The organism is Streptomyces adustus (assembly GCF_009377175.1).
Classification (GTDB): domain Bacteria; phylum Actinomycetota; class Actinomycetes; order Streptomycetales; family Streptomycetaceae; genus Streptomyces; species Streptomyces adustus.
In genome coordinates this window covers 1-25,717 of the sequence record NZ_VJZD01000023.1, presented here as the reverse complement: position 1 = coordinate 25,717, position 25,717 = coordinate 1, and the positions used below count along the sequence as shown (strand labels likewise).

Genomic DNA, 25,717 nt, shown 5'->3' with positions numbered 1-25,717 from the left:
CCGATCAGGGCGAGGCGTTCGGGACAGGTGAAACGCCCCCAGAAGTTAGGGCCGCTCCCCTGTCCGGGAACGGCCCTGGTAGGGCTCCTCCCCTGTCCGGGATCGGCCCTGGGATCGCGGGCCCGTTGGGGTCCTCGTCGCCGGCCCAACCGTACGTACGCGCCGCGCATCCAGCAGACCAGCCGCGAACTCACCGCGCGTGCCGGTCACGTCCGGCGCGGCCTCACGCACCAGGCCAACGACGACCCGCAGACGGCCGCCCATCGTGCGCCCCAGCGCCTCATACGTCTCCGCGCCGGTCCGCGCGATGAAATCCAGCTCTTCGGCAGGCTCTCCCGGCCGGTCCGTTGCGTATCGCTCCGCGACCGCGACGAGGACCTGGACGGCCAGGCTCACGTGTTCACCGGTGACGTCCCGGACCAACCCGGGCCGCAGCTCAGTAAGGTTCTGCATGCGTCAGCTCCATCTGACGTGGCCCCCGGTCGGCGTTTCCTAGGCCCCGACCGGGGGCCGACTTGTAGGTCCAGGCAGCAGCGCGTGCCGCCACCCGGTGCAACCGTAGACTAGTCTACGGTCGATGGCCGGGCAGTGCCACGCGCCCGGAAAGGTGAGCGCGTGTCGGGAGAGCCGAACGAGGAGGTGGAACGGGCCATGGACGCGTTGGAAGGCCTGTTCAAAAACACCGAGGACCCCGCCGAACGCTTCAAGCGGTTGTCCGAACTGCTCGAAGGATGGCCGGACTTGCACCAGGGCGTGCGCCTCCTGCGCCAACAGGCGGGCGAGCAGCTTTACAAGGGCGGCCAGGGCATGACGTACGGCGCCATCGGCGACCTGATCGGCGTGACCGAGAGCCGCGCCCGCCACATCGTCAAGGGGATCACCAACCCCTCACGCCAGAAACGCAAGGCAGAGGAAGAGGAGGCGAAGCGTGCAGAGCGCGAGCGCCGAGCAGGAACTGACGGAGGCGAAGCAGGAGCCTGACCGCACGGCCACCGCGGAGCCGACCGGCGCCATGGGGGCCTGGGCCCGACGCTGGTACTCGCCCGCCGCCGTCTACCGGCTGTGGGATGCCGCAGGGAATCTCCTCTACGTCGGGTCGGCGTTTGACCCGGAAAAGCGCTGCCACGGGCATAGGGATAGGCCTTGGTGGCCCGAGGTGGCCAGGCGCACCGAGGAGTGGAAGGAGAGCCGCGGGGCGGCGTATACCGCGGAGCTGGAAGCCATCGCGATGGAACGCCCCCGGCACAACGTCATGGGGACGCCCGAGTACCGGACGCCGGACACTCCCGCGATCCGGCGGCGCAACGCCCTGGCCAGCATCCGCGGGCGCTACCTGCGCCAGTCGGGAGAGCTGCGCTCGGAGATTGCCCAGGCAGCCCGCGAGGCAGGCTACACGTGGGCGCAGGCGGACCGTATGGGCCGCGTAGCGGAGGTGGAGTTCCTTGGCCGCACGGACCTCTTTGCCGACTCGGTGAAGCGACGCCGAAGGGCCCTGGCCGAGGAGACCGCCCCCCGGGCATAGCGTGACGCGCGGCGGCCCCCACCAGTTCGGTGGGGGGCCGGCCTGCACCGCTCGCCGATGAACGGCGCAAGGGCCCGCCGCGCACACAGTTCGTCGGCCGACTCGAGCCGGGACGGGGCAGCGCCCCGACACGAGACGCGAGCAGGCCCCGGCCGCTGGGTGCGGCAGGGGGCCTGACGTGCGTGAGGAGTTCGATCGAATCAGCATCCCGCTTGCGTCCGCTGGGGCAGGATGTGGGGTCATGCCAGAGTCTCCTGACAGCCAGCTTCCCGTACGTTGGTTCCTGCGGGGCCCCTGGAAGTCGTGGTGGGCCAACTTGGCCTACTACACGGCATTCATCGGGGGCTTGGTGATGTCGCCCTGGTTGAACTTTCACCTGCGGGGCAGCCAGTTCTCGGCCTTCGCGTTCGTTCCCATCGTCGTGTCCTTGTGCCTAGCTTTGTTTGCAGCCTTCTCGCTTGACAGACGTCCGCCTGGAGATTCGGAGTCTCGACGGCGTGTGCTTGATGCCGAGCGTGAGCTTGAGGAGGCGTTGCGGAGGCGTCCTCCTGTCTTTCCAGGCGGTGTCGGCCAGGGCGAGGTTCCGCATCAGCGTGCGCCTGAGTCTGCGGACGCGGCGCTGGTGTTGCCGGAGTTGTGGAAGGTGACTCACTCGCGGCTTGATCACTATCACGAGACGGTTTTGGGGCAGGCGCGGCGGTCGTTTCGGAGTGCGCAGCTGGCCATGTGGCTGGGGTTTTTGCTGTTGGTCGCGTTCGTGATTGTCGCGGTGCGGGCGAGTTCGACGGCGGGTGCGGTGGTGGCTGGGGGGCTTGGTGCGGTGTCGGCCGCTCTCGCTGGGTATGTGGGGCGGACGTTCATGAAGTCGCAGGAGGCGGCGTCTGCGCATCTGCGTGCTTACTTTGATCAGCCCCTGGCGTTCTCGCGGTATCTGGCGGCCGAGCGGTTGCTGAGGAACAGCGAGCTGGAAGGCACGGCGCGGGCCGAGGTGGTGGCGGCGCTGGTCTTGGCGGTCGCCGATGTTCCTGGCGCCGGGAGTACTGGCAGGCAGGAAGGCGCGGCAGCGGAGAACGGGCAGGCGGAGCGTTCTCCGGCGGCACCCTAGACCGGCGGCCTCCCACGCCGGCCACGACCCAGGTCGGGGCACACGCCCCCATCCGGCACCTCTCCCACCGTTCTGCGGCGAGACGCGAGCAGGCCCCCCGCCGCTGGGTGCGGCAGGGGGCCTGACGTGCGTGCGGATTCAGACAGTTCCGCGGCGGCGCAGGCACCAGAGGAGCGGCGCGAAGGCCAGGGGGCCCGGTGTCATCGACGATCAGCGCGGTCGGTCTGATCACCTGCTGCATCCGCCAGGCGAGGCGGGCGCGGACATGCGCCGCGCCCCACGGGCTGGTGGTGATGAAGTTCGCCAGGGCCTGCCGGTTGCCGTCCTCGCCCAGGCGGGCGGCCATCGGTTCCACCGATTTGCGCCGCCCGTCCAGCAGCAGCCCTCACAGATAGAGCCCGCCCCACCGGCGCTGATCCGCCCGCGCGAACGGCTCGAACATCTCTGCCGCGAAGTCCTCCAGATCACAGCGGACCGCGGCCAACTCCCCACCCATCACGCCCGATCAACGACACACCCGATCAAGCGGACACGCCACTGACGAAACAACCTGACCAGGCACTACTAGTGGTCGTTGAGGTAATAGTGCCTGGCCATGCCGTATTCGTGGTAGAGCGGCCCCAGCCAGATTGCGATCTCGATTTCCTCGTTTTCAGGGAGGTCGTACCGGCCCCCCTGTGAAGCTCTGGCGGAGACGCACGAGCCCTCCCCGCCCGTGGCGTCAAGTGCGTAGGCAAAGCCCCAGTCGCCGGGGCCATCCTCGTAATTTACTTCGAGGTGGGGAGTCCGCCCGTCGGCGTTCGTATCGCAGAGCGTGACGATGTCGCCGTGCTCAGCGATGTAGATCGTGCCGCCCTTGCCGGCGTCCGTGGTGGTCCACGTGTGGTCCCAACCCCCCGAGGGCGGGTCAACAGTTGCTGACGCCGACGACGCGGTAGCGAGTACCCCACTGGCGGCGATAACGGTGGTTGCGGCCAAGGTCGCGATCCGGTGACGCATCTTCCCCCTCTTCCCGCTCGCTCGGCCAGTCCGGCGAGCGTAGTGACGCTATGTCATCCAAGTAGACGGTGGACATATTTTCGATCAACTTTCTCGCGTGATGGGCCTGGCGCCTGAGGGGTCGCACGGTCCACCACGGAGCAGTAAATTCGAATGCGTGACCGATTTCTTGGATACTGAGGGCGCGCCTCCCCCACCTTCGGGGGCGACGGTGCGTGCGTACGGTCCATACGAGGTCGTACGGATCAACCTGCGCGTGGCCCGTGAGCCGTATCGGGGTGTGGTGCGGGCGCACTACGACTCTCCGGACGGCCGGCGGGCGTACCGGCTGACGCTGTGGCCGCGCCCGGATGCGGCGCCGAACGGCTGGTACTGGTGGGATGCGGTGCGGATGACCCGGCGCGATTACCGCAGGCCACAGAGCTAGACTCGAACATGTGAGCGATACTCCATCCCCTCTTGAGCTGCTCCGCTTCGCCCGGCGCGTGGTGGCGCAGCAGGCCGCGGCGTCCCTGGCACAGATCGACGGGTGGATCGCGACGGAGGAGCGGCGGGAGGCGGAGCGACTGCGGGGCGAGGAGGCCCGGCCCGAGCCGCCGAAGTGGGTGGTCGAGCAGGGGCTGAACCGTGACAACGTGGTCGCCGTACACCAGGGCCGCTGCTGGGATGCGGGCAAGCGCCGGAGGCCGGTGACCCGGGACCAGGCGGTCGAGGCGCTGCGGCAGCAGGTTCCGGCGTGCACGCACTGCCGCCCGGATACGGCGCTCGGGATACTGGAGTAGCCGACCGCCTTCCGCTTAGCGGGCGGATCACGCGCACTCTCTTGCCGCGCATCTCACTCTCCCCCATGCCATAGTGGAAAACAGGACACTCACCCCATCGGGGGAATGCGGGTCAAGAAAGAATAGACCTGGCTGTCCACATCGAACGTTCTCCGAGCCTGGCGGGACCTACCCGACCAGCGGTCACCCTGAACCCGATTTCCTGACCAGATATCGAACCTTGGGGAGAAGTGCAGTGTGCGCATACCGGGCATCTCGAATTCAGCACTTCGTGACGCTGGCAGCCTCAACCGCCTTGGCTACCGGGGTCGCTTTGCTTCCCTCCAGCGCATTCGCTGCGCATCAACAGGCCGCAACCGCGCCAGCACGGCCGCACGCCGCGCTCCCGAAGTCGGGCACGACAAGCGTAATCACGATGCCGAAAAAGCACACGCTTTGCAGCGATGTACATCAAGCTGGAGGCCCAGGCGGGAAAGACGTTTGGGGTGACCCGAACGATGTCGGGTGGTACAAAGAGGGATATTGTTCCGGCCGGATACTGGGATCCGCATCGGGGAGATCCGACAGGGCTCTGTGCCACAAATCCAAACTCGACGATCCTCAATTTCTAGCCGCTTTTTCCACCAGCACTCCGAATGAGCAGGGGTACAAGGACGGCTATATCGCGTGGTATCGCGCCTCTTACAGGTTCTGCCCTATTCCCCCGGCAAACCTCCCGCCCTTCTCTCGATAGCGCCTTGCGCAGAGGGGACCACCGAGGTGGGGGCGGGCAGGGGCTGATCCGCGGCAATGCTGTGGCGGTGCGCCAGGGCCGCTGCTGGGATGCGGGCAAGCGCCGGAGGCCGGTGACCCGGGACCAGGCGGTCGAGGCGTTGCGGCAGCAGGTTCCGGCGTGCACGCACTGCCGCCCGGATACGGCGCTCGGGATACTGGAGTAGAGCCGCCCGCTCATCCCCCGTGCGGGCGGCTCACGCCGTGTGTGTGCAGAGTTCAGGGTCGGCGGCGGAGACGTAGGCGTCCTGGGCCGCTAGACGACACCGGCCGGGGCCGGTGGCGGGATTCGAACCCGCGTTACCCGCTTGATAGGCGGAAGTATCCGCTGCCTGCGCACCTGCACGTCATGGACGGTAGCCGACCGGGCTCGTGTCAGGCATCCGGGTTTCGCCGGGCCCGGGCCACGAGGCTGACGGGCGGACGCTTGCCGTCCGGTGACCTGGGGATAGGTACAGACGCTCCGGTGGAGACATAGAAGGTGGCGGGCAATTTGGTGTCTTCGTCTGTCCTTGCCGAAGTCACCTGCTCCAAAGTCAGTCCCCTGCTGCACGACAGGTCTGCGTCGCGGAGGTCGGCCTCCTTGAACGTCGCCTGGTCCAGGCGGGCGTTCGTGAGCGTCGCCATGAACAGGCTCGCCTCCGTGAGCGTCGCCCTGGACAGGTTCACGTCCGTGAGCGTGGCCCCGGACAGCAGGGCCCCCGTCAGCGTCGCCCCGACCAGGATGGTCCTCGTGAGCGTCGCCCCGGACAGGTCCGCCCCCGTCAGCGTCGCCCCGGCCAGGCCCGTCCCCGTGAGCGTCGCCCCGGCCAGGCGCGCCCCCGCAAGCGCTGCCTGGGACAGGTTCGCGTCCGTGAGCGTCGCCCTGGACAGGTTCGCGTCCGTGAGCGTCGCCTCGGACAGGTTCGCGTCCGTGAGCATCGCCCCGGTCAGATCCGCCCCCGCGAGTGAGGCTCCATGTAGGTCGACGTGGGTGAGGTCGGCGTGAGTCAGGTCGGCGCCGTCGAGGTGGAGGCCGTGGAAGTCGAGTTTTTCCCGGCTGTCGACGTGGGTGCGTGATTCGGTCCGGGTGAGGGCGGCAAGGGCTGCTTGCACGTCGGCGGCAGGTTCGTCAGTCAGGGGTTTGACTGCGTCCAAAACTTTCGGCGCGCGGTCGCGGATGAAGTGGCCCAGGACGCGAGCGGCGTCGGTAGCCGCCTGCTCGGGCGCGTCCTGCACGATCTGTTCCAGGGCGAGGATGCCGCCAATGCGTACGTAGATCTCGGGTGAGCCGAGGCGTTCAAGGGCTTTGGTGAAGCGATCGGTGATCTGTCCGCGTCGGGTGAGGCGGTAGGTGCGCGCGGTGTAGAGCAGGGCGATACCGGCACCGAGCGCGGCGGTGAAAGCAACCACGGCGGTGCGAAGGCCGGTCACGAGGGCTGCGGATCCCTTGGCCAGTTCGTTCCGGTCGATGTACTCGCCGTCGATGACGTATGGGCCGCGCCACACCAGCCACGGCAGGACACCGAGAATCACAAGGGCTCCGGTCACGATCAGAGCCCTCATGGCCCATCGCTGGGCGCGTTCCTTCAGCCGGACGCGTGCCCGGCGCCTCTCCAGCTCGGACCCGATGCCCAGGACCGCGTCGTGAGCGCGCAGCGCAGCAAGGAGTACCCGGCGCAGCGCAGCACGGAGTACCCGGCGGGTGATTCGTCGCCTCATGCATCGCTACATGCCGTTGGGAGGGTTTTCGGTTGCGGCATCCCGTGATCGACATCGGCCGCCGCCACGGTGGAGGTCAAACGCGCTCCGGCATCCTGCGTCCACGCGATCGGGCGACTGCTCTGTGCTCTGGTTGCGTTTCGGCGCGCGGGCGGAAGTGATCCACTTCAGCCTTGTGACGTGGAGTTTCCCGTGGATGTCGCACTTGCCCAGCTCGCACCTGCGCTGCCGACGGGGCCGGGCTGGTGGTACGAGATCAAGCTCGACGGTCACCGGACGGTGCTGTGGCGGACGGCGGACACGGTACGGCTCCAGGCGCGGTCCGGGCGGAAGGTGACGTCTTCCTGGATGGACATCGCGCTCGCCGGGATGGAGCTGCCGCCGGGCGTGGTCCTCGACGGTGAGGCCGTCGTCGTGGTCGACGGCCGGATCTCGTTCGGCGCGGCGCAGTCCCGTGCGGCGTCGTCGCCGGCTCGGGCGCGGCAGTTGTCGGAGACGCATCCGGCGCTGTTCATCGTGTGGGACGTCCTGGCGGTCTCCGGCCGGGACCTGCGGGGGCGGCCGTACGTGGAGCGGCGTGCGGTCATGTTCGACGTGATCGGGGCGCTGCCGTCGCCGTCGGCGATTCAGGCGGTGTCTGCGACGGACGATCCTGAGGTGGCGCAGGCCTGGTACGACTCGCTTCAGGACACGGGAGTCGAGGGCGTCGTCGCGAAGCTGGGTTCTTCGACGTACCGGGCGGGGCGGTCGTCGTCGTGGCGGAAGGTCCGTCACGCGGAGACGGTGGACGCCGAGGTGGTCGGCTACACCGGTACGCCCATGCGGCCGCGGTCGCTCGCGGTACGTCTGCCGGACGGGCGGACGTCGCTGTCTCAGAGGCTGAGTGCTCCGCTGTCGGCGCAGGTCGCCGTGCACCTGGTGGCGGTTCTTGCGGGCGGGAGAGGGCGGACGTCGGCGGGTGACGCGTACTCGGCGGTGGGCTCCGGCCTCGTCGTGGAGGTCCTGGCCGGCACCACCCGGCATGCAGTCGTGACGGTCACACGGATCCGATGACGACCGGCGAAACGCTCCACGGGACTGTGGTCGCCGGAAGACATCGGCGGCCGGCCAGGTCGGGGGCACGGTGTGGGCGACGTATGTCCCAATCTCAAGGTCACGGGCCAGAACCGCCTGCCAGTGACCTGGGTGGATAGGAGCGCACAGAGTTCGATCACGTGCGGCCGACAGCATGAGCCGACGGCCCGACGGCACAGGCCTAGTCACCTCCCCCCGTCGGACCTTCTGTTCGCAAACCTCCCCTCCGCCCCGCTCCGTCCCGGCTATCGTGTTTTGCGCTGGTCGTCTCGGCTTGGGGAGAGGCCGTGTTGGACTTTTCAGACGTAGTAGTGCTGGTGCTCTCAACCGCAGGGGCCATAGCGGTCGTGTGGGACACGACAAAGGCAATCCTTGGGAGCCGGCGCGGAGATCTAACGATCCGACAGACCCGGGATTGGGACGGAAGAACAGTCAGGCGGCGAAGCGCGGGTACAGGCCGGCTGAGAAGGCCGGCGGCCAAGAGCGGGATCGCGGGCGGAATCGCGGTCGGGGGTATCGCGGGGAGCATCACGACAGACGACGCGATGATGATCCACCGCGTCGTCATTGAGAACGCCGCCGAGGACGCAGTCCAACGACCGGCGGCCGCCGACGCGGACCTTTCGGCGGACGAGTTCGACCACCCGTCCACAGATGATGAACAACTGGTCGCCGAGGATGCAGCCGACACGATCAACGCCACCCTGGCGCGAATGCTCGTACGCCTCGGCCCACCTCCCTTGAGAACAGACGGCGGGGGCCTGGCTCCCACATCGAGCGATGACGACGGATCAACGCGGTGAACAACGGGGAACAGATGCCTGCCAGGCAGCCTTCTGACAATGACGCCGTCCTGTCGGCGGGTGCCAGTATCGCCAAGCAATGGAAGGACCTTGGAGCCGAGCAGCTCGAGGTCGCACTGCGCGGTTTGGAGCCGCAGCTTCGCCGAGAGCACCGAGAGCACATGCAGAGCCTTGCGATGCAACACGAGGCGGAGCAACGGCAGCACGAGGACCGACTGCGGGCGCGGGCGGACCGTCGGCAGACCGTGGAGCTGATCACGGGGGCGGTCGTCGCGCTGGCCATGCTCGGGGCCGGCGTGTACGTGGCTCCTGAGAACGGGTGGCTGTCCGCGCTCCTGTGCGGTCCCAGCCTGCTGGCTCTCGCGAGGGTCTTCGTCTTGAGGCAGAGCGGCCCGGAGGACATGCGCGCTGTCTCACTGGCGGGGCGGCTCGCCACCAATGCCGTCATCCAGGTGCAGCAGCCACAGCAGCCGCAGCCGCCCCAGTTGCCGCCCGTCCTGTAGCGAGGTGGGGCGCGGCCTCCGAGCGGGGGGCAGGCAGGCGCTGGCGGAAGTGCCGGTGCAGTGCCCGGGCGGCGCAGGCCTACACGCCCTACTCGCTAGCGCCTCACATCCGCCCTCCTGCTACGGAGGCGTGCAGCTTGGACGCGGCCAGGTACTCGGCGTACATGGCCATGGCGACCGCATCGCCCCTGTCCGGCGAGCGCCGCACCTGGTAAGCGGGGCTCGCCGATCGGTTCGGGGGTTACATGGCTTGGGTTCCCGCCACAACAGCTACGGCCCAATGGATGTTGGACCCGTCAACTTGCATGGAGAGGTTCTGTGGCTTTCCGCGATCGGTGTAGACACGGCCCACGGTCACCGGGGTGCCGCATTTGACCTTGCTGGGATCTTCATCGTGAGGGCCATAGTGGATAGTCACAGTGCCTTTTCCGGTGCACAGGGCGTGAATGCTGTAGACGCCTTCGGTTGGCTTGAAAGCCGGCAGGTCTTCGCTGCGGCTTCCCTCAGTGACAGGAACGAGGAAGCTGGGCTTCTGTGGGAGAGCGAGAGAGTCCCGGGGGCTCTTCGGGGAAGCGGGTGCCGAGGGTGCTTTGGCTGCCGCGGATGCGGAGGTGGCGGGATGAGTACTGCCTTCGTCCTGTGCGGAGCATGCCGACAGAAGCAGAAGAAGCAGAATGACCGGCACGGGCGCGACTGCACGCATACGGTTTCTCCTTGGCTACAGACGTGCGCGCCTCAGCCAGTTGGACCGACCGAGGCGCGCGAGCGTGAAGTACCTGTTAGTTCGTGAGACGTCTGTTACTTGATGACCCAGCCCTCTCGGTACGGCGCCCAGACCTTAGCGTAAGTCTTATCGCTGACCGTGCAGTTGCTGTAGGTCTTGTAGGAGTACCCGTACACGTTCTCTTTCATGATGCCGTAGTCGCCGTAGACTGTTGAGTGGGCCTTGACCTTGCCGCCCACCTCAACGCCGAGTTCGGAAGTCCAGCTCTTGCTGGCGTTCGCATTGACCTCGGTCTTGATCTTGCCGAGCCACAGGATCTTTCCTTCACCACTGAACGTGATGGAACCGCCGAAAGTCGTGGTGCCTGACTTCTTGGAAGTGAACTTGAAGTCGATAGAGGAAGACCTGTCATTCTTCACGAACGTCGAGTCTTTGACGGCCATGGTGTTCGCCAAGTTCGAGGTGATTTTGACAATCTGTGCGTTCTCACACCTCACTGCGTCGGGGTACAGATCACCGCCGCTGGGCTTGCCGTTGAATACGGGCTCCTCCACCACGTCCGCTTGGCCCGGAAGGGCGGCGTCCTCGCTCAACTCCCCCGTACCGTCTTCGCCGCTGACAGCGTCGGCGGCAGGAGCGTCGGTGACACTGCCGGGCTCGACAGCCGCACCGTCGGCGACCTCGGCCGGTGCAACAACACCGCTTTCCGGATCTGTGCCGTCAGCGAAGGCCGGTACCGCAGTTGTCAACATGATCAGACCTGCAAGACCGGCGATGGCGCTGACGCTGGACCTACTCTTCATGGCTCCCCCAAGTATGTGCGCCACCCTCCGGGCGGCGAGCAACGTTCCGAAGCTCATCATGCACAGGACTAGGAAGCACGTGAATTGAGCAAGGTCAGAGGGTGACTGGTGATTATTCGGCCAAGTACCGAAAGAAATCAGGCAGATGTCGAGCCGAGACCGACTCAGGACCGAAAAGGGAAAGCCCGCTTCCCTTTATGGGCAGCGGGCCCACAACAATGAACCTTCAACCTTCCGACGCCCTCTGCGGCTGACTGCTAGGCGGGCGGTCGGCTTGTCAGTCACTTCGCTTCAGTCCCTTCGCCGGTGCGGCGCGTCGGCCGGTCCCGGCGGGCCTGATCCTCGGTGGCCGGGGCGCCCTGTTGTTGGCTGCTGCGGCTCCGTGCTTCGCGGGCCTCGTAGTAGCGGGGCGCGTCGCGAGCGTCGGCGAGATCGTTCTGCGCAACGATCGCGGCGAGCGGCAGGAGGGACAGCAGCAGGAAAATCAGGGCGGCGGGGGTGTTGCCGTACAGGTACTGCTGAGTGGCGCACCATGCGGACCAGAGCGCGTGGAGGGCGTAGAGCAGGACGAGGACGCGGTCGACGCGGGTCACTGTGGCTGCCCTCCGTCGGTGTCGTAGCCGCGCGGGTGGTAGGCAATGTGGCGCTGGGCTGCGGCGACGAGTGAGGGGTGTGCGGGCTAGGCCAGGCCGATGGCGGCGAACGCTTACTCCTCGTTTCCTGGGCGAGGCTGGCACGCACCTGGCGCCGTCGAAGGCGTCCGGGACGGTCGACGGCAACGACTGCTCGTACGGCATCGAGGCCGAGAATCTCGGCGACGGCAAGGACACGTACAGCCGTGCCCAGTACGACGCCTGGGTGCGGATCAACACGGCGATCTGCCGCGAGTACGGCTGGTTCGCAGAGTTGGTCGCCTGCCACCGGAAGACGTCGGTGGAGGGCAAGCCGGACCCGGCCGGACCCGTCGAGGGCTATGGCACCAGGGCCCGCTTCGAGTTCACGCCGGGCCAGTTCCGCAAGGACGTCGCCGAGCGGCTCACCGCCGTGGAGAAGCGCGTCACCGCGCTGGAGAAGAAGGGAACCTGATCATGGCTCAGGAATCGACGAAGCGCACCGTCCTCCAGACCACGGTGGGTGTGGCTGTGATGCTGCCCCAGATCGTGGCGGCGTCCGGCGTCCCCGAGTCGCTGCCGTGGGTGGCGGGCGCCCTGGCCGTGGCTGGCGGGCTCGCCCGGGTCATGGCTCTGCCCGGCGTCCAGGCGCTGCTCCCTGGGTGGCTGCGCACTGACACGCAGACGAGCCGGTGACGCCCCCGGAGTCGACTGCGGTCGCCGTTGAGCTGGAGCGGCTACGCGGGACCGTCGAAGCTGGCTTTGCCCGTGTCGACGGGGCGCTCGCGCTGCTGGTCCAGCGCAACGACCAGACCGACCGGCAGCTCGCCGACCATGAGCAGCGTCTGGACGCGATCGAGCGGAACCGGTGGCCGGTCCAGGCCGTCACTGCTCTGACCGCTGTGGGCGCACTCGCGGTGACGTTGTGGCAGGCCTCCGGCCGCTGACCTTTGCCCCCTCTCGCCTGCGGGCGAGAGGAGGCCTTTCGTCATACCCTAGATGTGGCGTCTCGGCACATCCATTCCGCCGAATTGCTTCACTGCTGGGTGATTCCTTTCTAAGGGCTGTCCCGCAAAAGCTGGCTGGGTCGTGAACCGGGTGCTGGGCGGGATACTCGCGAGACTCCGACACGGCAGCTGTGGCAGCCTGCGGACATGCCCGAGTTGCGTGTTCATGCAGGCCGTCACTACGCCGTCCAGTTCCACTACGCGTTGCCGGACGATGCCTGGTGTGTGGAGCTGAGCGAGGCTGTCCCGGCACCGGCCGCGTGGGCTGAGATTCCCAACGCCGAGACACACCTGCCTGGAGCTGCCTTCCTGGTGGCGGTGATACCCGACGAGGATCCGGGCCTGGAGCCGACCGTCCACATCCACGGCCACGACGAGCACGTCATCCCCTACGAGATCATGCGCTGGTTCATGGAGCAGGTAGCCGAGCAGGTTGACCGCTGCCGTATCGCGTTCGAGCAAGGAGAACCTGAAGCGGTGGAATGATCACGCAGTGACTGGTGTGATCACGGCGTCGGAGCCTTCCTGGATAACCCCGTTCAGCGGGCTGAGCCCACGGCAATTCGGCAAGCTGATCACCGCGTTACGACGCGAGGGCGTAGACCCTATTCGCAGAGGTCGGCCATGGAGTCTGCCGTTGGAGGACCGAGTGCTGCTGGTTGCCGCGTACTGGCGGACGAACCTGACGCTGCGGCAGCTTGCCCCGCTCTTCGGGATCTCGAAGTCGGCCGCTGACCGCATCATCGACCACCTCGGTCCGTCACTCGCCCTGCAGCCGCGCAAGCGGTTCCGCAAGGACGCCGTGCTGATTGTCGACGGCACGCTGGTCCCCACTCGTGACCATGCGGTCGCCGAGCAGTCCAAGAACTACAGGTATTCGACCAACCACCAGGTCGTCATCGACGCCGACACCCGGCTCGTCGTCTCCGTTGGCCGGCCAGTGCCCGGCAACCGCAACGACTGCAAGGCATGGGAGCTATCCGGCGCCAAGGCCGCCGTCGGCAAGACCACGGTGATCGCGGACGGCGGCTACCGAGGCACTGGCTTGGTCATTCCACACCGCCGCGAACCCGGCCAGGCCGAACTCCCGGCCTGGAAAGAGGAGCACAACGCCTCCCACCGCAAGGTCCGTGCCCGGGTCGAGCACACCTTCGCCCGCATGAAGACCTGGAAGATCCTCCGCGACTGCCGACTGAAGGGTGATGGCGTTCACCAGGCCATCCTTGGCATCGCCCACCTCCACAACATGACCCTCGCTGGATGACCCGAGGGGCCCGACGCCGAGCTGGCTGACTCAGCTCGACAATCATTGCGGGACAGCCCTTAGCCTCGGACCATGGATTGGTTCATGGCGGCGATGGTGGGAGCGGCCGGCGGCGCCTCCATGGAAGCTGTCGACATCATCAAGGCCGTCAAGTGGCACCGTCAGATGCCGTGGAACGTCCAGTCGGACACCATTGATCCGCCCCAGCGCAGAGGTGATGTGCGACCCGGCGAGGAGCACCTCCCCGCCCCCGGTTGGAAGGCGTACTGCGTCGCCGGGGTGCTGCGGTTGTTCGTCAGTAGTGCCCTGACTGGCGTTGTGGCAGCAAGCTATCCGCAGAGCACGAATGCGCTCGTTTCCTTTCTCATCGGGCTGGGCGCGCTGTCCGCTGTCCAGCAGGCCACCACACTGGTGCCGCTGATGGTTAAGAACGTGGGCCGGGCTGCTCTGGGCGGCGTAGTCGAGGCGGCGCAACAGCCATCACAGGCCCCCATACCTGGCCCCGCTCAGCCGAACGGTGGTCCGCCGGGGGTCCCGACGGGTAGTCATATCAGCGGGAATCCATCGCCAGCCCCTGGCGTCGCCGGAGAGCAGGAACTGACAGGTGGAGGAGGTACAGCGTGATGGTTGCTGCCGATTCCTTCGCGGGCCGCGTTTTGGCCGTGTTCTCACGTCGTTCTCCCGGCTTCCGGCCTCCCCTGAAGGCTTCTGGCCTGCATACGCGGGGTGGCAGCGCGGCGTCTCCTTCCGTTCCAGTCCTGGATGTTCCTAGGCCTCATGCAACGCCCGACGCCGAAAACGCAATGGAGAGGCTGGTTATGGAGACGGCTGGCTGGAAGGCCGCCCCTCCTCAAGAGCGGCTCCAGTATCGCGGCGATCTCCTCAAGATCGAAGAATTTCTGGACGCTGCCGCCGAACACATCGCCTTCCGCCGCTCCCTCCCACGCGGCTTCGACGGCCTCGATCTGACCCTTGACTTCCTGCGCGACCTTGGCCGCGAACTCACCCGTGCCATTGCCCGCGACCTCGCCCGTGTCCGCCGGGCGGTCGTATCTGACGTCAGCTTGGACCCTTCCCGCGGCCTCATCATCGACCTCTACCGTGAGCTCGATGCGAACCTCGTCACCAGCCGAGCCGACGTGCTTCACCCTGCCCTCCACCTCGCCGGCGCACTCGCCGCCACCATCGACATCGCACGCGAACGCCACCTTGACGAAGTCCGCGGCAAGGCCGACGTCCTCCGCGTCGCCCTTGTCCGCGCCTCCGCCCTCGCCGTCGGACTCGACCGCAACAACGTCGGTGACTTCACCGAACCTCAGGGCAACCTGACGCACGCGGCAAGCAACTTCGTTGGCGCCGACCTCCGCACCGTGGACCTTTATGCGGTCGACCTCTCGGGGATCTCTTGGGACGGCAGCACGAAGTGGCCCAACCATCAATGGGAAGTTCGCATGCGCAGAGCATCAGTGGAGGACCCTCCAGGATCCGGCGTCTTCACGGTCCTGCCCGAAGAGGACCGCGACCGCGCGGGTCGTGGTTCCCTGTCGCCAACCGCATGAGATGGCACACCTAGAGCGGCTGTCGGTAGGCCACCTTGCCCGGGTTCTCCTCCGCGCCGCGCGCCTCGTAGAAGGCGAGCGCCGGGGGGTTGTCGGCGTCGGCGGTCCACTCCAGCCGTGAGCACCCAGTGCGCCGGCCGACCTCGACGACCGCGTCCATCAGGGCTCCGGCGACACCGCGGCGGCGCGCAGTCTCGCGGACGAACAGCTCCTTCAGGTAGATCGAGGTGTCGGCTCCGGCGGCCGGCCAGTGGAAGCTGTAGGAGGCGAAGCCGAGGAGGGCCTGGTCGTCGTCGCGGGCGAGGAGGACAGTCGCGACGGCGCGTCCACCGAACAGCGCGGCGCGCACCTGGTCGACGGGCGCCGCGGTGTCGGGGCCGCCGTAGTACGCCTCGACCTCGCCGAGCAGCATCGCGATCTCGCCCGCGTCCGCCTCAGTCGCCTCGCTGATCCGCACTCTCGCCCCTCTCACCGGCGGGCAGCGCCAAGAGCTCACGCAGTACCCGCAGTTCACGTGTCTCGGGCACCCTACGTGCGACCTGGCGGGCGCGGTAGGTGATCAGCACGGACCTGTGCTCGGGCGGGAGGGCGGTGATGGTCTGTGCGGCGAGGGCCGCGGCCGCGCCCGGGTCGCCGTCGAGTGCCGTGCACATGGCCTGGTCGAGACGGACGAGGGCGATGTCCATGCGGTCGGTCGTGGGGTAGAGCTCCAGGGCGCGGGCGTGCTCGGCGGCGGCCGCGGTCGTGTCGCCGAGGTGGGTCCAGGCGTTCCCGGCGTGGAAGCGTAGCTGCGACTCGGAGTAGCCGAAGGCGGACGCGGCTCGACTCTCGTCTGGGAGCCGGCGGAGCGCGGTCTCGGCTGCCGTGAGCGCGTCGGCCGCGGCCGTGTGCGCGCCGAGCTGCGCGTGCGCGCGGGCCTCCAGGGGCGCCGCGAGGGCGGGCCCGACGCAGGGTAAGGCGCCCGCCAGGTGCCGGGCGCGGACCGCGAGCTCGACGGCTCCGCGTGCGTCGCCTCCGTAGTAGAGCTGGTAGGCCTCTTGCGCGTACATCCAGGAGAGGGTCGCCCGGTCGTCGGCTGCGGCGGCCGCGGTCCGGCCGGTCCGCCACCAGGACCGCGCCCGGTCGTCGCCCAGCTTCAGCAGGGTGAGGGCCATCAGGCCCGACATCTGTGCGGCCGCGATCGTCAACCGCCGGTGCGCTGCCGGGGAGTGCCGGTGCGTGAGGGCCAGGCGGAGGTCGCCGAAGTCGGCGGCCAGGTCGGGTAAGTGGTCGGCTTCCGGCCGGTAGCGGGTGGCTCTGCCGTGGCGGGCGACGGTGAACTCCCACTCGCCGAGGCCTGCGTCCGTCATGGGCCCGGACGCCAGGCACTCCGTCAGTCCGGCCTGGAGGGCGTCCACTTGTTCCATGACGCTGGTGCCTGAGTCGGCCAGTGCGGCGAGCTCACCGTCGGCGTGGAGTGCCCTGTCGAGGGTGGCGGCGAGCTCGGGGGAGGGGTGGCGGCGTTCGTTCTCCAGGTCGGCGATGGTGCTCTTGCCGCAGCTCGCGAGCTGCGCCACGTCGCGGAGGGAGAGGGGGCCGCGGAGTCGGCGGAGCGCCTGGGCGAAGGTCTCGTGCATCGGGTCTCCTGGCTGTCCGCTCTGTCCGCACAGTTGCGGACGCCTGCAGACACCTGGGTGCTATGCCGGATGGCCGGTACAGGAAACGCTAGTGGTGAGCCCGCTGGTACGTCAGCGGATTGAGCCTGGATGACCCCCGCGGCCGCGGCACACGGCCCGGGGCGTGGACGACTGCGAGGAGTCGACATGGAGCACGGTAGCGCCGCCGTGGAGGACGCGGCAGGGCGTGCGGGACATGATCTCCCGGACATCGCGACGATGCGTGAGAGGGCCGCTTATGCCCTGAGCGACCAGGTGCCGGACGATGGCTGGGAGACGCTCACGGAGTTGTTCCGGGGCAGTATCTGCGAGCTCATCCCTGCGTGTGCGGCGCTGATCCCCAGGGTGCCGAAGGGTGACACCCGGAGGGTGCTGGTCGCGGCGGCCGTCGACGAGGCCAGGAGGAAGCTGCGCATTGGGGACGGTGGGACGGTGGCGCTCCGGCAGTCCCGGGCGCGGAAGCTCGCACGGTGCGTGAGCGTCTTGTGTCACCACTACGAGGACCTCACTAGCGCAGACGCGTGAGCCCCCATTTGCTGGATGGGGGCGCCGCTTCAGCCGTGTGGAGGCGCCTCCACCCACGAGGGTGGACAACGCGTCCCAGTGTTCGACGGGGCTGTCGCTGCGGCGGCTGATGAGGGAACGCCGGGCACCCCACCAGGAGTAGGACCCCGATGTCGGCGGGATCGGCATCGGCACTGGGAGCGGCCGACCCCTGCACCCCGTCGCGGGGCGGCCGCTCAGCAGACGAAGTCGGCGAGCGACGCTTGCGGCCTGCCAGACCTGGTCCTGGGCGAGGCTCTGGCTGCGACGCTCCTGGCGGATGCGATCGCCGATGGCCTGACGCCGCTCAGGGAGCCAGGTGTCGTCGTCGGGCAGGTCTTGCACTCGCCCCACACCGAAGCGATCTTGATCGAATGCCCGCGAACCGCATTCCGCCTCTTTCGATCATGATCGACAAAGAGGGAGGCCTCCGAGGCATAGTCGATCAGCAACGGTGGCCCGTCGCCTGCCACCTGGGAGTGCAGCCCCGCGGCCATCGGTCATATGCCGCAGGGCTAGATGCAGTACGCCAATATCGAACGCGCGTTCGCTAGAACGAGTGAGTGACTCTCTACATCGGCAACCGTTAGACGAGATGCAGACAGAACGCGGTTACTACGCACCGGAGAACTCCCGCCAGGCGAGCCGTTGGGAAGCGCGCCAGCCTGCGGGAGACGGCCCCCGCGCCAGCAGACGGCGCGGGGGTACGTCATTTTCCCACCACATCCGCCTGCCAGATGCCTCCCTCCACGTCTCTTCGACGGGCCCCCGAGGGGGCCCGAGGGAGTTCCCGTCGCTGAGGGGGGCCTGAGGGGGTGCATCGCGAAAGGTCGTGAATACCCGTGAAAGACGCTGAAAGGTGCCATTCCCCTGGTCGCGCCGTGATCACCACACGCGACTCGGACCACGCGCCCTCCGGCGTGGAGTACCCGATCTTCCCGGCCCCGGCCGCCTGAACGTCGACCGACTCCAGGCCCCTCTCTGGTCGGAGAGCGGGGGCCAGGCCGGTCGCGGCGAACACCTGACCGGCACAGTCCGGCAGGCACTCGCCGCGACCAACCCCTGAGGGCCGCCACCCGCACTGCGGATGGCGGCCCTCAGCCACATACCGGGTTCGGACCCAACACAGAGACGGCCAGGGGCCGTTGCATGTCGGATCATCGCGGTACCGTCGGCCCATGACGTCTGAAGGCGAAACGGCCGGACGATTTAGGCCCAAGGACTCGGGCGACGATTCGTCGCGGGGTGAGCGACATCGCGTACTGGCCGAAGCCCTGAACCACTACGGGTTGTGGGACCACCTGCCGGCCGAGCAGCGCGGATCCGCGATGGCCGACGTCGCGGCCGGCAGCTATCCGCTGCGCCTCGGCCTTCTCCTCGAGCAGATCGTGTTCTGGGCGGACGGGGAGGAACTGGCCGAGGGCGGGGTCGAGGAATTCCTTCGGACGCTGGCCCCGGCCCTGGCACGCTGCGGCGTGGTCCTGGAGGTGGAGACGATCCGGGACACCGACGACTACACGGTCTCGATCAACGGAACCCGCTACGTGGTGCTGAGACCCGAGGACCGGGAGCACGGGGATTCCTGGGCATTGGCGACTGTCCGTCCCCTGGCCGTTGTCAACCGACTGCTCGCCGCCGCCGGGCGGAGCCCGCTGCGCGTTCACACCCTCCACACCACAGGGGGGAACGACGGACTCGCCCTCCTGATGGACCCGCGAGCCGCCGAGGCGATGCGAGCCAGCGGCCTGTTTTCTGAACACAACGTGCCGAAGCCGGCCGAATGGGAGTGAATGCCCGCCGAGGTTGCGGGCGGCCCGCGCTATTCCGATCCGGGGCCTGCTGTCGAAACCCCACGGTGTGCATGCTGTCGGTGTGCCGTCCTGGCCCCGGCCGATCCGCCCTGGCAACGGGATGTGTGGCTGAACCCGTCGACGTTCGAGAACCTGGACCGCATCTTCCACACACTCTTCGACGACTTTTGTGACGCCGACGAGCCCGAGCGGTTTCCCCGCGTCAGCCGAACTGGCTCTGCATCCAGTCGGAGACGCGGCTCAGTCGGCCGGCCGCCTTGGCGGGATCGCCCGTTCGGGTGGGCTGATCCACTTCGAAGTCGTGGCCGGTCAGGCCGCTCTCCTCCTCGACGATGCGAGCGACACGGTAGGCCTGCTCCATGAGTGCCAGCGCTTCCGGACCCGAGCGCCCGTATGCGACCTCGATGTTGGCTGTGTCTCCGCAGTAGTCGAGCTGTACCCGCCCCGGCGGGCCGACCGTCTCAAGGGTCAGGCTGTACAGGTACTCCGCGGACTCGACCGACCCTATGTCCCGCGAGACCCGATCGAGGATGCGGTTCCACTCGGCCCGCTCCCCGGCGGAGGGCCGGTACACGGGCAGCTCGGCGTCGTAGTCGAAGTCGGCGTTGAGGAGGTCGAGTGTCTCCTGAAGCGTCAGGCCCGGCCGCACCCGTACAAAGGAGATGTCGTAAGTCACCGGAGTGAATGTACGTACGCTTCAGACGATCAGCGACCGCATTACCGCAGCCGCAGGGGAACCGCGGGGAACACCGGCGAACCAGAGGACCCGCTCGAGCGTCCGAGGCCCCTGAGGCGAGGTTGATCGAACCCCTACAGCGGTGGCTTCCTGGCAACCAGCGGCAGCGGCCAGCCGGCACAGGCCACGAGTGCACTGCCGTCCTCGGTGAGGAAGATCAGGGTGGTCCATGTCCGATCGGCGGCATCGATCAGCCCTGTACGCACGGGCCGGCCATGTTCACTGACGAGCTGCACCGCTCGTTCCAGCCCAAGAGGTTCGAGTCCGTGCATCCGCATGCGCTGAAGTCGGCCCTTGAAGACTCCGGCATGTACGCCAGCGGGTTGTGCCCGGTCTGCCACCCAGTAGGTGGCGCCGCTGCGGAGGGTGGCCAGAGCTATCACAGACGCCTCGTCATCACCGGCCAACAGCGATTCCAGCACATGCCGTTCCATGGTCACCCCCGTCTGGATCCTGCGGTACAGCAGTCAGGTACCGCAACCCCAGCAGCGAACCGGCGCATCGCTTACAGAAGCACTGATGGTCGGAGTCGACGCGGCCGGCAGTGAGCCCTAGCCTCACGTCATGAGTGACGCAGTCGAGGCAGAGGATGCCGTCGAGAACCGCTGCCTGAGAGCAGCCCGCATTCTTGCCCCGTGCGTGAGCTACTTCGTAGAACGGGTCTCGTTCGGGGCCGTGGACGACGGCGACTGTGTGGATGTCTTCCTCAGGGAGGGTCCGCACAAGCCAGACGTCGTGATCTCGCTTACTCATCTGCACCACGTCGAGACAGGAGATCCGATCGCGGTCCAGAGCTCCTTCATCGACGAGATCTCGGTGGAGTACCTCCCGCGGCTGCCACACCCATGGCCTGACGATGCCATCGGTCTCATCGACCGCTCTGCCGATCTCCCCGAGTTGGTGCGGCTCCGGATCGCAGGGCCTTCGGAGGTCGATGTCGTCGCATCCCGCCTCACTGTCTACACCGCGATGAGCGACGACGAAGCGAGCTTGCCGCTACATGGATGAGCATGGCCCAGGCGGTTGCTGTACGGCAGCGAAGTACGGCAACCACAGCACCGACCCCAACCAACAGCGCCCTGCCAAGGCCGCGCAAAGGCCGGTTTGACCGTCAGCGACTGATCTCTACAGAGCTACGGATCAGAAGGTCCTGCCGGCAAGAGACGACTCGGACTCTCGTCCCGGGTCGCCCGTGGGTGACGAGAGATTCCGCGCCGCTGAGTTCAGCGCAGAGCCCGACGCTCGTCTACACGGCGTGTCGGCACACCCAGAAACACGTCGGGTGCCGCAAAGCCATAGACGATGTTGAACGTTTCCAGTTCATAGGACCAGGCCCCGCCACAACTGCCGACGAACCGGTAGTTGATCAGCCATTGCAGCCATTGGCCGGGAGCCAGGCGAACGGCAGGCGGGCGCCGATTGCGTCGTGGCATGGCGAACATGCTCACCTCCGGCGGGTCCACGCGCAGCAGCCCATCGACCTCGCGAAGGATCGCCCCGGGCGCCGACAAATCCCGTACTTGCATGCGGGGTTCGAAGGAGTCGGACTCCCGCATGGCGACCTCGTGAAGGGCGGTACTCAAGCTCGGGGGCAGCGAGAAGGCCGTTGGTGCGGCGTTTCTGCGAGCAGCTCCAGGGCCGCCGCGCGACTCCTTCGTCCACGACGTGCGCACCCGCTGAACGACAACATCCATGGGGCCAATCATCAGCCGGGACGCCGCACTGCGGCGACAGAGTTACGTGCCGTGCCAGAACCGTGCCAGATCGAGCGGGGAACCACGAGGAAAAGCGGCGAGTCACAGGCAACTCGAAGCGATCACCCATGGCCCGGAAGCCGCAGCTCACGACGTATCCCCCCACCTCGCTCCTAAAGCGGTGCCGGGAGTGGCGGCCCCTGAGGCCGTGGCTTCAGATACCGCGCTTGGCCGGCACACGAAACACCGGGCCTCGGGTGCCCAGCAGCCCGGGCACGGTCTGCCACAGGTCTGCCCCGTTCACCCGCTCCCACTTCGCGGTCGCCCGGGACTGCGCCCACTGGACCACGGCCATCGGAACCAGCATGAGCGGCGGCATCAGCTGATGCGTTGCCAGGCCGATGAGCATCATCCAACAGACCACTCCGCCCACGAATCCGGCCGTGCGCCGTAGCGACAGCCGCTGCGCCGCGTCCTGGCCGGTGTGCGGTTGCTCTTCGGCGCTGTCGATCCGCACGGCATGCTCGTACGTGCGGCGAAGCCGGGCGGGGAGACGGAAGCGCAGCGGCAGTAGCAGCAGGGACACAAGAGCCACCGCAACTGCTCCCACCAGGAGGGTCTCCAGCCGGTGAGCCGCACCGATCAAGACCAGCAGCAACCCTTCGGACAGTACCGCGCCGCCGGCCATCATCGATGCGCACGTCTGCTGGAAGTACACCACCCTTATCAGCCCGGGTCTGGCGTCCTCGGTCATCGTCCCAGCTCTCTACCCGTACACCCGCACGGGCAGGGAAGATCCAACGCCGTGTGGAGCGCGGCGTCAACAGACCGCGCGTAAGTGAGAGGCACACCAGCCCGAGGTCGAGCGCCCCGCGTATTTGCTTTGGGGCGAAGAGGTCGTGGGTTCGAGAACGCACAGCCCCGACTCGGTCTTCAGCCGGAACGGGCGACGACCTGCCCGACGACGGAGAAGCGCTGCTCACACTCCGGGCAGGTCGCCTCGCCGAAGGCATAGGTCAAGGCGCGCGCGATCTCCTCATGGCCGTCGGCCCGGGCAAGGTCGTAAAGGCGCCGACCGAGACCTTCCAGGGTGCCGGGTTCGGCCGGATGGAGAGGGAAGGTCTCGACGTCGTCGTCCGAGAGGGCGTGGTCCTCCGCTGTACTGAAGAAGCCCCGCTCTCCGATAATCACCCACAGCGACGCGCACCCGTCGGGGTCTGGGCACTCGAGCTCGTATTCCTCGCTGACGATGCCCCAGATCAAGTCCTCCGCCCAGTGGATGTCGCCCTCCAGGTTCAGGACCGCCTCGACCAGATGGCAGTAGTCATTCCGGTCGACGGTGACCTGCCGCCAGCGGTTCGCGGCGCCCAGCAGGCGTGCGACTTCCGGTGCGTACTGGTGGCGCAGGTTCCGGGTCTCGTGTCGCTGGTCGGACTGGACGAGCAGGGCGCCGGCCAGGTGGAGGGCCGAAGCTGCCGTGTCGGCATGGTCGCCCTGCGCCATGTCGGCCAGCGTGTGCAGCACCAGCGGATGGGCGACCTCCAGAGAGCCGTTGTGATACAGCTCCGTCCAAAGGTCGCTCCAAGCCTGACTGTCCCGCCCCGTGGCGGCACGCTCCAGCAGGGCCCTCGGACGGTCGGAGCCGGCGTCGTCCGTGCGGGGGACAGGAGAACTCGTCGTCATCCCGGGTATCCAAGCAGACGACGCCGGACTCGACCGCGCACACCCTTCGGGCATCACGCTCGACCGGCGGGACTGACGCCCGTCGGAACACAGCGCGATCACGTCACCGCATCAACCGGCCACGGGCGCAACTGGGAGCGTTCGTCGTCCTCACCTGCACATATACGATGCTCAGCCCGGGGTCCCGGTGAATGGTTCGACAAAAGGTGTACCGACATGCTCGACCCGCGCCAGGCCCGCCGAACGAGGCTGCGTATCTGGCTGCACCGCGCCTGGGGGTCGTGCGCCTTCGCGCTCGGGGCAGGTCTGCTGGTGGCCGCGATTGTGGAGGTCGGCGAGATACCGGGATCCCTGGCCGAGGAAAGGTCGTACCTCACCGCCGAGGCCTGCACACCCGCAGCGGCTCTGGACGCGCGCGCCGACTGTCTGCGCTCCATACGGGCAAGTGTCCGAAGCACAGTGATCATCGATGAGGGCAAGCGGCAGCAGTTCACCGTTCGCCTCGCGGGGCCGAGTCCGGTGCCGAAAGAGGTCGACCTGTACGGCTCCGGTCCGCTGTTGAAGCGGCTGCGTCCCGGCGATCAGGTACGGGTCACGATGTGGCGCGACTACGCGACCGCGATCAGTCGCGGGGATGTCACCCAGGAGTCCGGCGACACACCGGTCTCCGCGCCGGAGATCATCACTGCTGTGGTGCTGGCGCTTGTGTCGCTCGGTCTGTTCGCCATGTATGCGGGCGGTCGAGCAGTGCTCCGAGCGCGCCGTCTGGCCGTGGAGGGTCTGCCCGACACGCTGGTGCCACTGGGCAAGGGGGCGCTGGCCGCTGCCGCGTGCGCAATCCCCGCGGCCCTCCTCGGAGCCTGCTGGGGAGGGCCGCTCGTGATGGTGTCGGCTTGGGCGGCCATGCTGCCGGGGGTGTGGTGGCTGACCCGCCTGTTGCAGCGTCGGGCCCGACACCGGACACGACACCGGCACCGCAGCCGAGCCGGTACGCCGGGAGTGGTCGACCGGACAGCCTGAGCGTTCCACACTCGTCGTGTCCCTCGCACTCCCGTGCAGTACGCACTCGGAAGGGGCCCATCCGGGCGTCTCAGCCCAGCCAGGCGCGGGCCGGCCAACAGATCGGGCAGTCTCTCGACGCGATCGACGAGCACGACAACGAGTGGGCGGTGAACCAGCTCGTAGGGGCGTCCCTCGTGGGGCGCCCTTCCTGTTTCGGGAAGCGGGGGACCTCTCAAGCCGTCTGCCTGCATGCTGGATTGAACATGAGGGGGAATGTCGGGAATGATGCGCCATCTACGGGCACAGTCTGGGGCCGTAGAGCAGGGCACAGGGGGATCTGGGATGGCAACGTTCAAAGCCCTGGAGCCGGAGGACCCGCGGCAGGTGGGGCGCTACCGGATCGTGGCACGACTCGGTGCCGGGGGAATGGGCCAGGTGTACTTGGCGCGCTCGCCCGGCGGGCGTGCGGTCGCGGTGAAGACGGTCCGCCACGAGCTGGCCGAGGACGGTGACTTCCGGCGCCGTTTCGCCCGCGAGGTGGCCGCGGCCCGGCGGGTCAACGGGGCCTTCACCGCCGGCGTGGTGGACGCCGACGCGGATGGCTCGCCGCCCTGGCTGGCCACCGTCTACGTCCCCGGCATCCCGTTGGGGGAGGCGATCGCCAGGCATGGTCCTTGGCCGGCCCGGCCGATCTTCGCTTTGGGCGCGGGGCTGGCCGAGGCCCTGGAAGCGATCCATGCAGCCGGCATCGTCCACCGCGATCTCAAACCGTCCAACGTGCTGCTGGCCGCCGACGGCCCCCGTGTCATCGACTTCGGGATCTCGGCGGCCAGCGAGGCCAGCGTGCTGACCCACACCGGCATGACGATCGGCACCCCCGGCTTCATGTCTCCCGAACAGATCACCGGGCAGCCGGTCGGGCCGGCCAGCGACGTCTTCTCTCTCGGCGTACTGCTGGCCTGCACCGCCACCCGGGTCGGCCCGTTCGGCACCGGCACACCGCACGCCCTGCACTACCGCGTCGTCCACGAACCGCCCGACCTGGAGGCCATCCCGCCCGAACTGCGCGAGGTGGTGGCCGCCTGCCTGGACAAACAGCCCGGGCGGCGCCCCACCGTGGCCCAGCTTCTCGACCAACTCACCAGCACGGACGGCGCGGACGAGGACAGCCGAGCCTCCACCGCCTCGCCAGGGCTCACCGAGCCCGGCTGGATGCCCGCCCCGGTCGCCCGGTTCGTCCAGGAGCACGCCTCCACGCCCATCCCCCACATCCTGCCTCCGACACCGTCGAATGCGGGCCCCGCACAGCCCGAGACTCCCCGCCGTCCCTCCCCCGGGACCCCGGATGCCTCCGCACCACCATGG

At 67.9% G+C, this 25,717-nt stretch carries 32 protein-coding genes, 1 tRNA gene and 1 pseudogene; 20 read left to right on the top strand and 14 right to left on the bottom strand.

All coding sequences use genetic code 11. The annotated features are described in order from the left end of the window. Window positions 1-651 precede the first annotated feature (651 nt). The 3 genes from FNH09_RS08400 (at window position 652) to FNH09_RS50100 (ending at window position 2,627) form a co-directional block, all read left to right on the top strand. Entirely contained in the window at window positions 652-981 is a 330-nt protein-coding gene (locus FNH09_RS08400; protein WP_152886116.1) for a hypothetical protein, read from the top strand. After that, a complete protein-coding gene (locus FNH09_RS08395) occupies window positions 929-1,522 on the top strand; it encodes a GIY-YIG nuclease family protein (RefSeq protein WP_152886115.1) in 594 nt (197 codons plus the stop codon). The genes FNH09_RS08400 and FNH09_RS08395 overlap by 53 nt, the downstream gene beginning before the upstream one ends. A 316-nt stretch (window positions 1,523-1,838) precedes the next feature. Beyond that, on the top strand, window positions 1,839-2,627 hold the full coding sequence (locus FNH09_RS50100) for a hypothetical protein (RefSeq protein WP_162468259.1): 789 nt from the start codon (window positions 1,839-1,841) through the stop codon (window positions 2,625-2,627). A gap of 193 nt (window positions 2,628-2,820) precedes the next feature. On the opposite strand, the pseudogene FNH09_RS50095 reads toward FNH09_RS50100, so the two are convergent. Together FNH09_RS50095 and FNH09_RS08385 are read right to left on the bottom strand one after the other, a co-directional pair. Further along, window positions 2,821-3,123 (bottom strand): annotated as a pseudogene (locus FNH09_RS50095) (transposase); the annotation flags it as partial. A gap of 68 nt (window positions 3,124-3,191) precedes the next feature. Continuing rightward, window positions 3,192-3,626 (bottom strand): hypothetical protein, encoded by a 435-nt coding sequence (locus tag FNH09_RS08385; protein ID WP_238426544.1) that lies wholly within the window; start codon window positions 3,624-3,626, stop codon window positions 3,192-3,194. A gap of 157 nt (window positions 3,627-3,783) precedes the next feature. On the opposite strand from FNH09_RS08385, the gene FNH09_RS08380 reads away from it, so the two are divergent. The 3 genes from FNH09_RS08380 (at window position 3,784) to FNH09_RS48300 (ending at window position 5,346) form a co-directional block, all read left to right on the top strand. Next, window positions 3,784-4,053: a hypothetical protein gene (locus tag FNH09_RS08380; protein ID WP_152886114.1), complete on the top strand. Its 270-nt coding sequence runs from the start codon at window positions 3,784-3,786 to the stop codon at window positions 4,051-4,053. A gap of 10 nt (window positions 4,054-4,063) precedes the next feature. Next, window positions 4,064-4,408 carry a DUF6233 domain-containing protein gene (locus FNH09_RS08375; RefSeq protein WP_162468267.1) on the top strand — a complete coding sequence of 115 codons (345 nt, stop codon included), beginning with the start codon at window positions 4,064-4,066 and terminating at the stop codon, window positions 4,406-4,408. 635 nt (window positions 4,409-5,043) lie between these two features. Further along, window positions 5,044-5,346: a DUF6233 domain-containing protein gene (locus tag FNH09_RS48300; protein ID WP_238426543.1), complete on the top strand. Its 303-nt coding sequence runs from the start codon at window positions 5,044-5,046 to the stop codon at window positions 5,344-5,346. A 107-nt stretch (window positions 5,347-5,453) separates the two neighbouring features. On the opposite strand, the gene FNH09_RS08370 is transcribed toward FNH09_RS48300, so the two are convergent. After that, window positions 5,454-5,523 (bottom strand) — tRNA-Asp (locus FNH09_RS08370). A gap of 31 nt (window positions 5,524-5,554) precedes the next feature. After that, window positions 5,555-6,724: a pentapeptide repeat-containing protein gene (locus FNH09_RS08365; protein WP_162468266.1), complete on the bottom strand. Its 1,170-nt coding sequence runs from the start codon at window positions 6,722-6,724 to the stop codon at window positions 5,555-5,557. Window positions 6,725-7,072: 348 nt separating this feature from the next. Here FNH09_RS08365 and FNH09_RS08360 point away from each other — a divergent pair, with 348 nt between their 5' ends. The 3 genes from FNH09_RS08360 (at window position 7,073) to FNH09_RS08350 (ending at window position 9,260) form a co-directional block, all read left to right on the top strand. Further along, window positions 7,073-7,933 carry an ATP-dependent DNA ligase gene (locus FNH09_RS08360; RefSeq protein ID WP_338017511.1) on the top strand — a complete coding sequence of 287 codons (861 nt, stop codon included), beginning with the start codon at window positions 7,073-7,075 and terminating at the stop codon, window positions 7,931-7,933. A 308-nt stretch (window positions 7,934-8,241) separates the two neighbouring features. Beyond that, entirely contained in the window at window positions 8,242-8,757 is a 516-nt protein-coding gene (locus FNH09_RS08355; protein WP_152886112.1) for a hypothetical protein, read from the top strand. A gap of 161 nt (window positions 8,758-8,918) precedes the next feature. Then, window positions 8,919-9,260, top strand: coding sequence for a hypothetical protein (locus FNH09_RS08350; protein ID WP_238426542.1), 342 nt, complete (start codon window positions 8,919-8,921; stop codon window positions 9,258-9,260). Between the two features lie 798 nt (window positions 9,261-10,058). On the opposite strand, the gene FNH09_RS08345 is transcribed toward FNH09_RS08350, so the two are convergent. Next, window positions 10,059-10,847: a hypothetical protein gene (locus FNH09_RS08345; RefSeq protein WP_152886111.1), complete on the bottom strand. Its 789-nt coding sequence runs from the start codon at window positions 10,845-10,847 to the stop codon at window positions 10,059-10,061. 221 nt (window positions 10,848-11,068) lie between these two features. Next, window positions 11,069-11,380: a hypothetical protein gene (locus FNH09_RS08340; protein ID WP_152886110.1), complete on the bottom strand. Its 312-nt coding sequence runs from the start codon at window positions 11,378-11,380 to the stop codon at window positions 11,069-11,071. Between the two features lie 79 nt (window positions 11,381-11,459). Here FNH09_RS08340 and FNH09_RS08335 point away from each other — a divergent pair, with 79 nt between their 5' ends. The 6 genes from FNH09_RS08335 (at window position 11,460) to FNH09_RS08310 (ending at window position 14,293) form a co-directional block, all read left to right on the top strand. Next, window positions 11,460-11,873, top strand: a complete 414-nt coding sequence (locus tag FNH09_RS08335; RefSeq protein WP_162468264.1) for an N-acetylmuramoyl-L-alanine amidase — start codon at window positions 11,460-11,462, stop codon at window positions 11,871-11,873. 2 nt (window positions 11,874-11,875) lie between these two features. Then, window positions 11,876-12,094: a hypothetical protein gene (locus FNH09_RS08330; RefSeq protein ID WP_152886108.1), complete on the top strand. Its 219-nt coding sequence runs from the start codon at window positions 11,876-11,878 to the stop codon at window positions 12,092-12,094. Then, entirely contained in the window at window positions 12,091-12,345 is a 255-nt protein-coding gene (locus FNH09_RS08325) for a hypothetical protein (RefSeq protein ID WP_162468263.1), read from the top strand. The genes FNH09_RS08330 and FNH09_RS08325 overlap by 4 nt, the downstream gene beginning before the upstream one ends. Window positions 12,346-12,552: 207 nt before the next feature. Continuing rightward, the gene (locus FNH09_RS08320; protein ID WP_152886107.1) at window positions 12,553-12,891 is read left to right on the top strand and encodes a hypothetical protein; all 339 of its coding nucleotides are present in this window, start codon (window positions 12,553-12,555) and stop codon (window positions 12,889-12,891) included. Between the two features lie 7 nt (window positions 12,892-12,898). After that, complete coding sequence (locus FNH09_RS08315) at window positions 12,899-13,669, top strand: transposase (protein WP_162468262.1); 771 nt, start codon at window positions 12,899-12,901, stop codon at window positions 13,667-13,669. Window positions 13,670-13,741: 72 nt separating this feature from the next. Continuing rightward, a complete protein-coding gene (locus FNH09_RS08310) occupies window positions 13,742-14,293 on the top strand; it encodes a hypothetical protein (protein ID WP_152886106.1) in 552 nt (183 codons plus the stop codon). A gap of 44 nt (window positions 14,294-14,337) precedes the next feature. Here FNH09_RS08310 and FNH09_RS08305 read toward each other — a convergent pair whose 3' ends face one another. The 3 genes from FNH09_RS08305 to FNH09_RS08295 all read right to left on the bottom strand — a co-directional run bounded on the left by FNH09_RS08305 (window position 14,338) and on the right by FNH09_RS08295 (window position 16,844). Further along, the gene (locus tag FNH09_RS08305; protein WP_152886105.1) at window positions 14,338-15,003 is read right to left on the bottom strand and encodes a hypothetical protein; all 666 of its coding nucleotides are present in this window, start codon (window positions 15,001-15,003) and stop codon (window positions 14,338-14,340) included. A 235-nt stretch (window positions 15,004-15,238) separates the two neighbouring features. Beyond that, the gene (locus FNH09_RS08300) at window positions 15,239-15,685 is read right to left on the bottom strand and encodes a GNAT family N-acetyltransferase (protein WP_162468261.1); all 447 of its coding nucleotides are present in this window, start codon (window positions 15,683-15,685) and stop codon (window positions 15,239-15,241) included. Then, a complete protein-coding gene (locus FNH09_RS08295) occupies window positions 15,663-16,844 on the bottom strand; it encodes a helix-turn-helix domain-containing protein (protein WP_152886104.1) in 1,182 nt (393 codons plus the stop codon). The genes FNH09_RS08300 and FNH09_RS08295 overlap by 23 nt, the downstream gene beginning before the upstream one ends. Before the next feature lie 186 nt (window positions 16,845-17,030). On the opposite strand from FNH09_RS08295, the gene FNH09_RS08290 reads away from it, so the two are divergent. Both FNH09_RS08290 and FNH09_RS08285 read left to right on the top strand, forming a co-directional pair. Further along, entirely contained in the window at window positions 17,031-17,408 is a 378-nt protein-coding gene (locus FNH09_RS08290; protein WP_152886103.1) for a DUF6415 family natural product biosynthesis protein, read from the top strand. Between the two features lie 1,196 nt (window positions 17,409-18,604). Then, complete coding sequence (locus tag FNH09_RS08285) at window positions 18,605-19,216, top strand: hypothetical protein (protein ID WP_152886102.1); 612 nt, start codon at window positions 18,605-18,607, stop codon at window positions 19,214-19,216. A gap of 223 nt (window positions 19,217-19,439) precedes the next feature. Here FNH09_RS08285 and FNH09_RS08280 read toward each other — a convergent pair whose 3' ends face one another. Then, complete coding sequence (locus tag FNH09_RS08280) at window positions 19,440-19,913, bottom strand: hypothetical protein (protein WP_162468260.1); 474 nt, start codon at window positions 19,911-19,913, stop codon at window positions 19,440-19,442. 134 nt (window positions 19,914-20,047) lie between these two features. Beyond that, complete coding sequence (locus tag FNH09_RS08275; protein WP_152886146.1) at window positions 20,048-20,407, bottom strand: hypothetical protein; 360 nt, start codon at window positions 20,405-20,407, stop codon at window positions 20,048-20,050. 130 nt (window positions 20,408-20,537) lie between these two features. Here FNH09_RS08275 and FNH09_RS08270 point away from each other — a divergent pair, with 130 nt between their 5' ends. Next, a complete protein-coding gene (locus FNH09_RS08270; protein WP_152886101.1) occupies window positions 20,538-20,981 on the top strand; it encodes a hypothetical protein in 444 nt (147 codons plus the stop codon). Between the two features lie 215 nt (window positions 20,982-21,196). Here the strand turns inward: FNH09_RS08270 and FNH09_RS08265 are convergent, their stop codons facing one another. The 3 genes from FNH09_RS08265 to FNH09_RS08255 form a co-directional block, all read right to left on the bottom strand. Next, window positions 21,197-21,667: a hypothetical protein gene (locus FNH09_RS08265; protein WP_152886100.1), complete on the bottom strand. Its 471-nt coding sequence runs from the start codon at window positions 21,665-21,667 to the stop codon at window positions 21,197-21,199. A 214-nt stretch (window positions 21,668-21,881) separates the two neighbouring features. Then, a complete protein-coding gene (locus FNH09_RS08260) occupies window positions 21,882-22,421 on the bottom strand; it encodes a hypothetical protein (RefSeq protein WP_152886099.1) in 540 nt (179 codons plus the stop codon). 179 nt (window positions 22,422-22,600) lie between these two features. Continuing rightward, a complete protein-coding gene (locus FNH09_RS08255; protein ID WP_152886098.1) occupies window positions 22,601-23,350 on the bottom strand; it encodes a hypothetical protein in 750 nt (249 codons plus the stop codon). A 216-nt stretch (window positions 23,351-23,566) separates the two neighbouring features. On the opposite strand from FNH09_RS08255, the gene FNH09_RS08250 reads away from it, so the two are divergent. Then, on the top strand, window positions 23,567-24,370 hold the full coding sequence (locus FNH09_RS08250; protein WP_152886097.1) for a hypothetical protein: 804 nt from the start codon (window positions 23,567-23,569) through the stop codon (window positions 24,368-24,370). Between the two features lie 324 nt (window positions 24,371-24,694). Next, on the top strand, window positions 24,695-25,717 hold a 1,023-nt coding region (locus FNH09_RS08245; RefSeq protein WP_152886096.1), incomplete at its 3' end, for a serine/threonine-protein kinase.

What these genes read in the sequence shown, in the direction of transcription:
- FNH09_RS08400 (WP_152886116.1), top strand. Translation starts at nt 652, where the DNA reads ATGGACGCGTTGGAAGGCCTGTTCAAAAACACCGAGGACCCCGCCGAA.
- FNH09_RS08385 (WP_238426544.1), bottom strand. Translation starts at nt 3,626, where the DNA reads ATGCGTCACCGGATCGCGACCTTGGCCGCAACCACCGTTATCGCCGCC.
- FNH09_RS48300 (WP_238426543.1), top strand. Translation starts at nt 5,044, where the DNA reads ATGAGCAGGGGTACAAGGACGGCTATATCGCGTGGTATCGCGCCTCTT.
- FNH09_RS08365 (WP_162468266.1), bottom strand. Translation starts at nt 6,724, where the DNA reads ATGAGGGCTCTGATCGTGACCGGAGCCCTTGTGATTCTCGGTGTCCTG.
- FNH09_RS08350 (WP_238426542.1), top strand. Translation starts at nt 8,919, where the DNA reads ATGCAGAGCCTTGCGATGCAACACGAGGCGGAGCAACGGCAGCACGAG.
- FNH09_RS08345 (WP_152886111.1), bottom strand. Translation starts at nt 10,847, where the DNA reads ATGATGAGCTTCGGAACGTTGCTCGCCGCCCGGAGGGTGGCGCACATA.
- FNH09_RS08330 (WP_152886108.1), top strand. Translation starts at nt 11,876, where the DNA reads ATGGCTCAGGAATCGACGAAGCGCACCGTCCTCCAGACCACGGTGGGT.
- FNH09_RS08320 (WP_152886107.1), top strand. Translation starts at nt 12,553, where the DNA reads ATGCCCGAGTTGCGTGTTCATGCAGGCCGTCACTACGCCGTCCAGTTC.
- FNH09_RS08310 (WP_152886106.1), top strand. Translation starts at nt 13,742, where the DNA reads ATGGATTGGTTCATGGCGGCGATGGTGGGAGCGGCCGGCGGCGCCTCC.
- FNH09_RS08295 (WP_152886104.1), bottom strand. Translation starts at nt 16,844, where the DNA reads ATGCACGAGACCTTCGCCCAGGCGCTCCGCCGACTCCGCGGCCCCCTC.
- FNH09_RS08290 (WP_152886103.1), top strand. Translation starts at nt 17,031, where the DNA reads ATGGAGCACGGTAGCGCCGCCGTGGAGGACGCGGCAGGGCGTGCGGGA.
- FNH09_RS08285 (WP_152886102.1), top strand. Translation starts at nt 18,605, where the DNA reads ATGACGTCTGAAGGCGAAACGGCCGGACGATTTAGGCCCAAGGACTCG.
- FNH09_RS08275 (WP_152886146.1), bottom strand. Translation starts at nt 20,407, where the DNA reads ATGGAACGGCATGTGCTGGAATCGCTGTTGGCCGGTGATGACGAGGCG.
- FNH09_RS08270 (WP_152886101.1), top strand. Translation starts at nt 20,538, where the DNA reads ATGAGTGACGCAGTCGAGGCAGAGGATGCCGTCGAGAACCGCTGCCTG.
- FNH09_RS08265 (WP_152886100.1), bottom strand. Translation starts at nt 21,667, where the DNA reads ATGGATGTTGTCGTTCAGCGGGTGCGCACGTCGTGGACGAAGGAGTCG.
- FNH09_RS08260 (WP_152886099.1), bottom strand. Translation starts at nt 22,421, where the DNA reads ATGACCGAGGACGCCAGACCCGGGCTGATAAGGGTGGTGTACTTCCAG.
- FNH09_RS08255 (WP_152886098.1), bottom strand. Translation starts at nt 23,350, where the DNA reads ATGACGACGAGTTCTCCTGTCCCCCGCACGGACGACGCCGGCTCCGAC.
- FNH09_RS08250 (WP_152886097.1), top strand. Translation starts at nt 23,567, where the DNA reads ATGCTCGACCCGCGCCAGGCCCGCCGAACGAGGCTGCGTATCTGGCTG.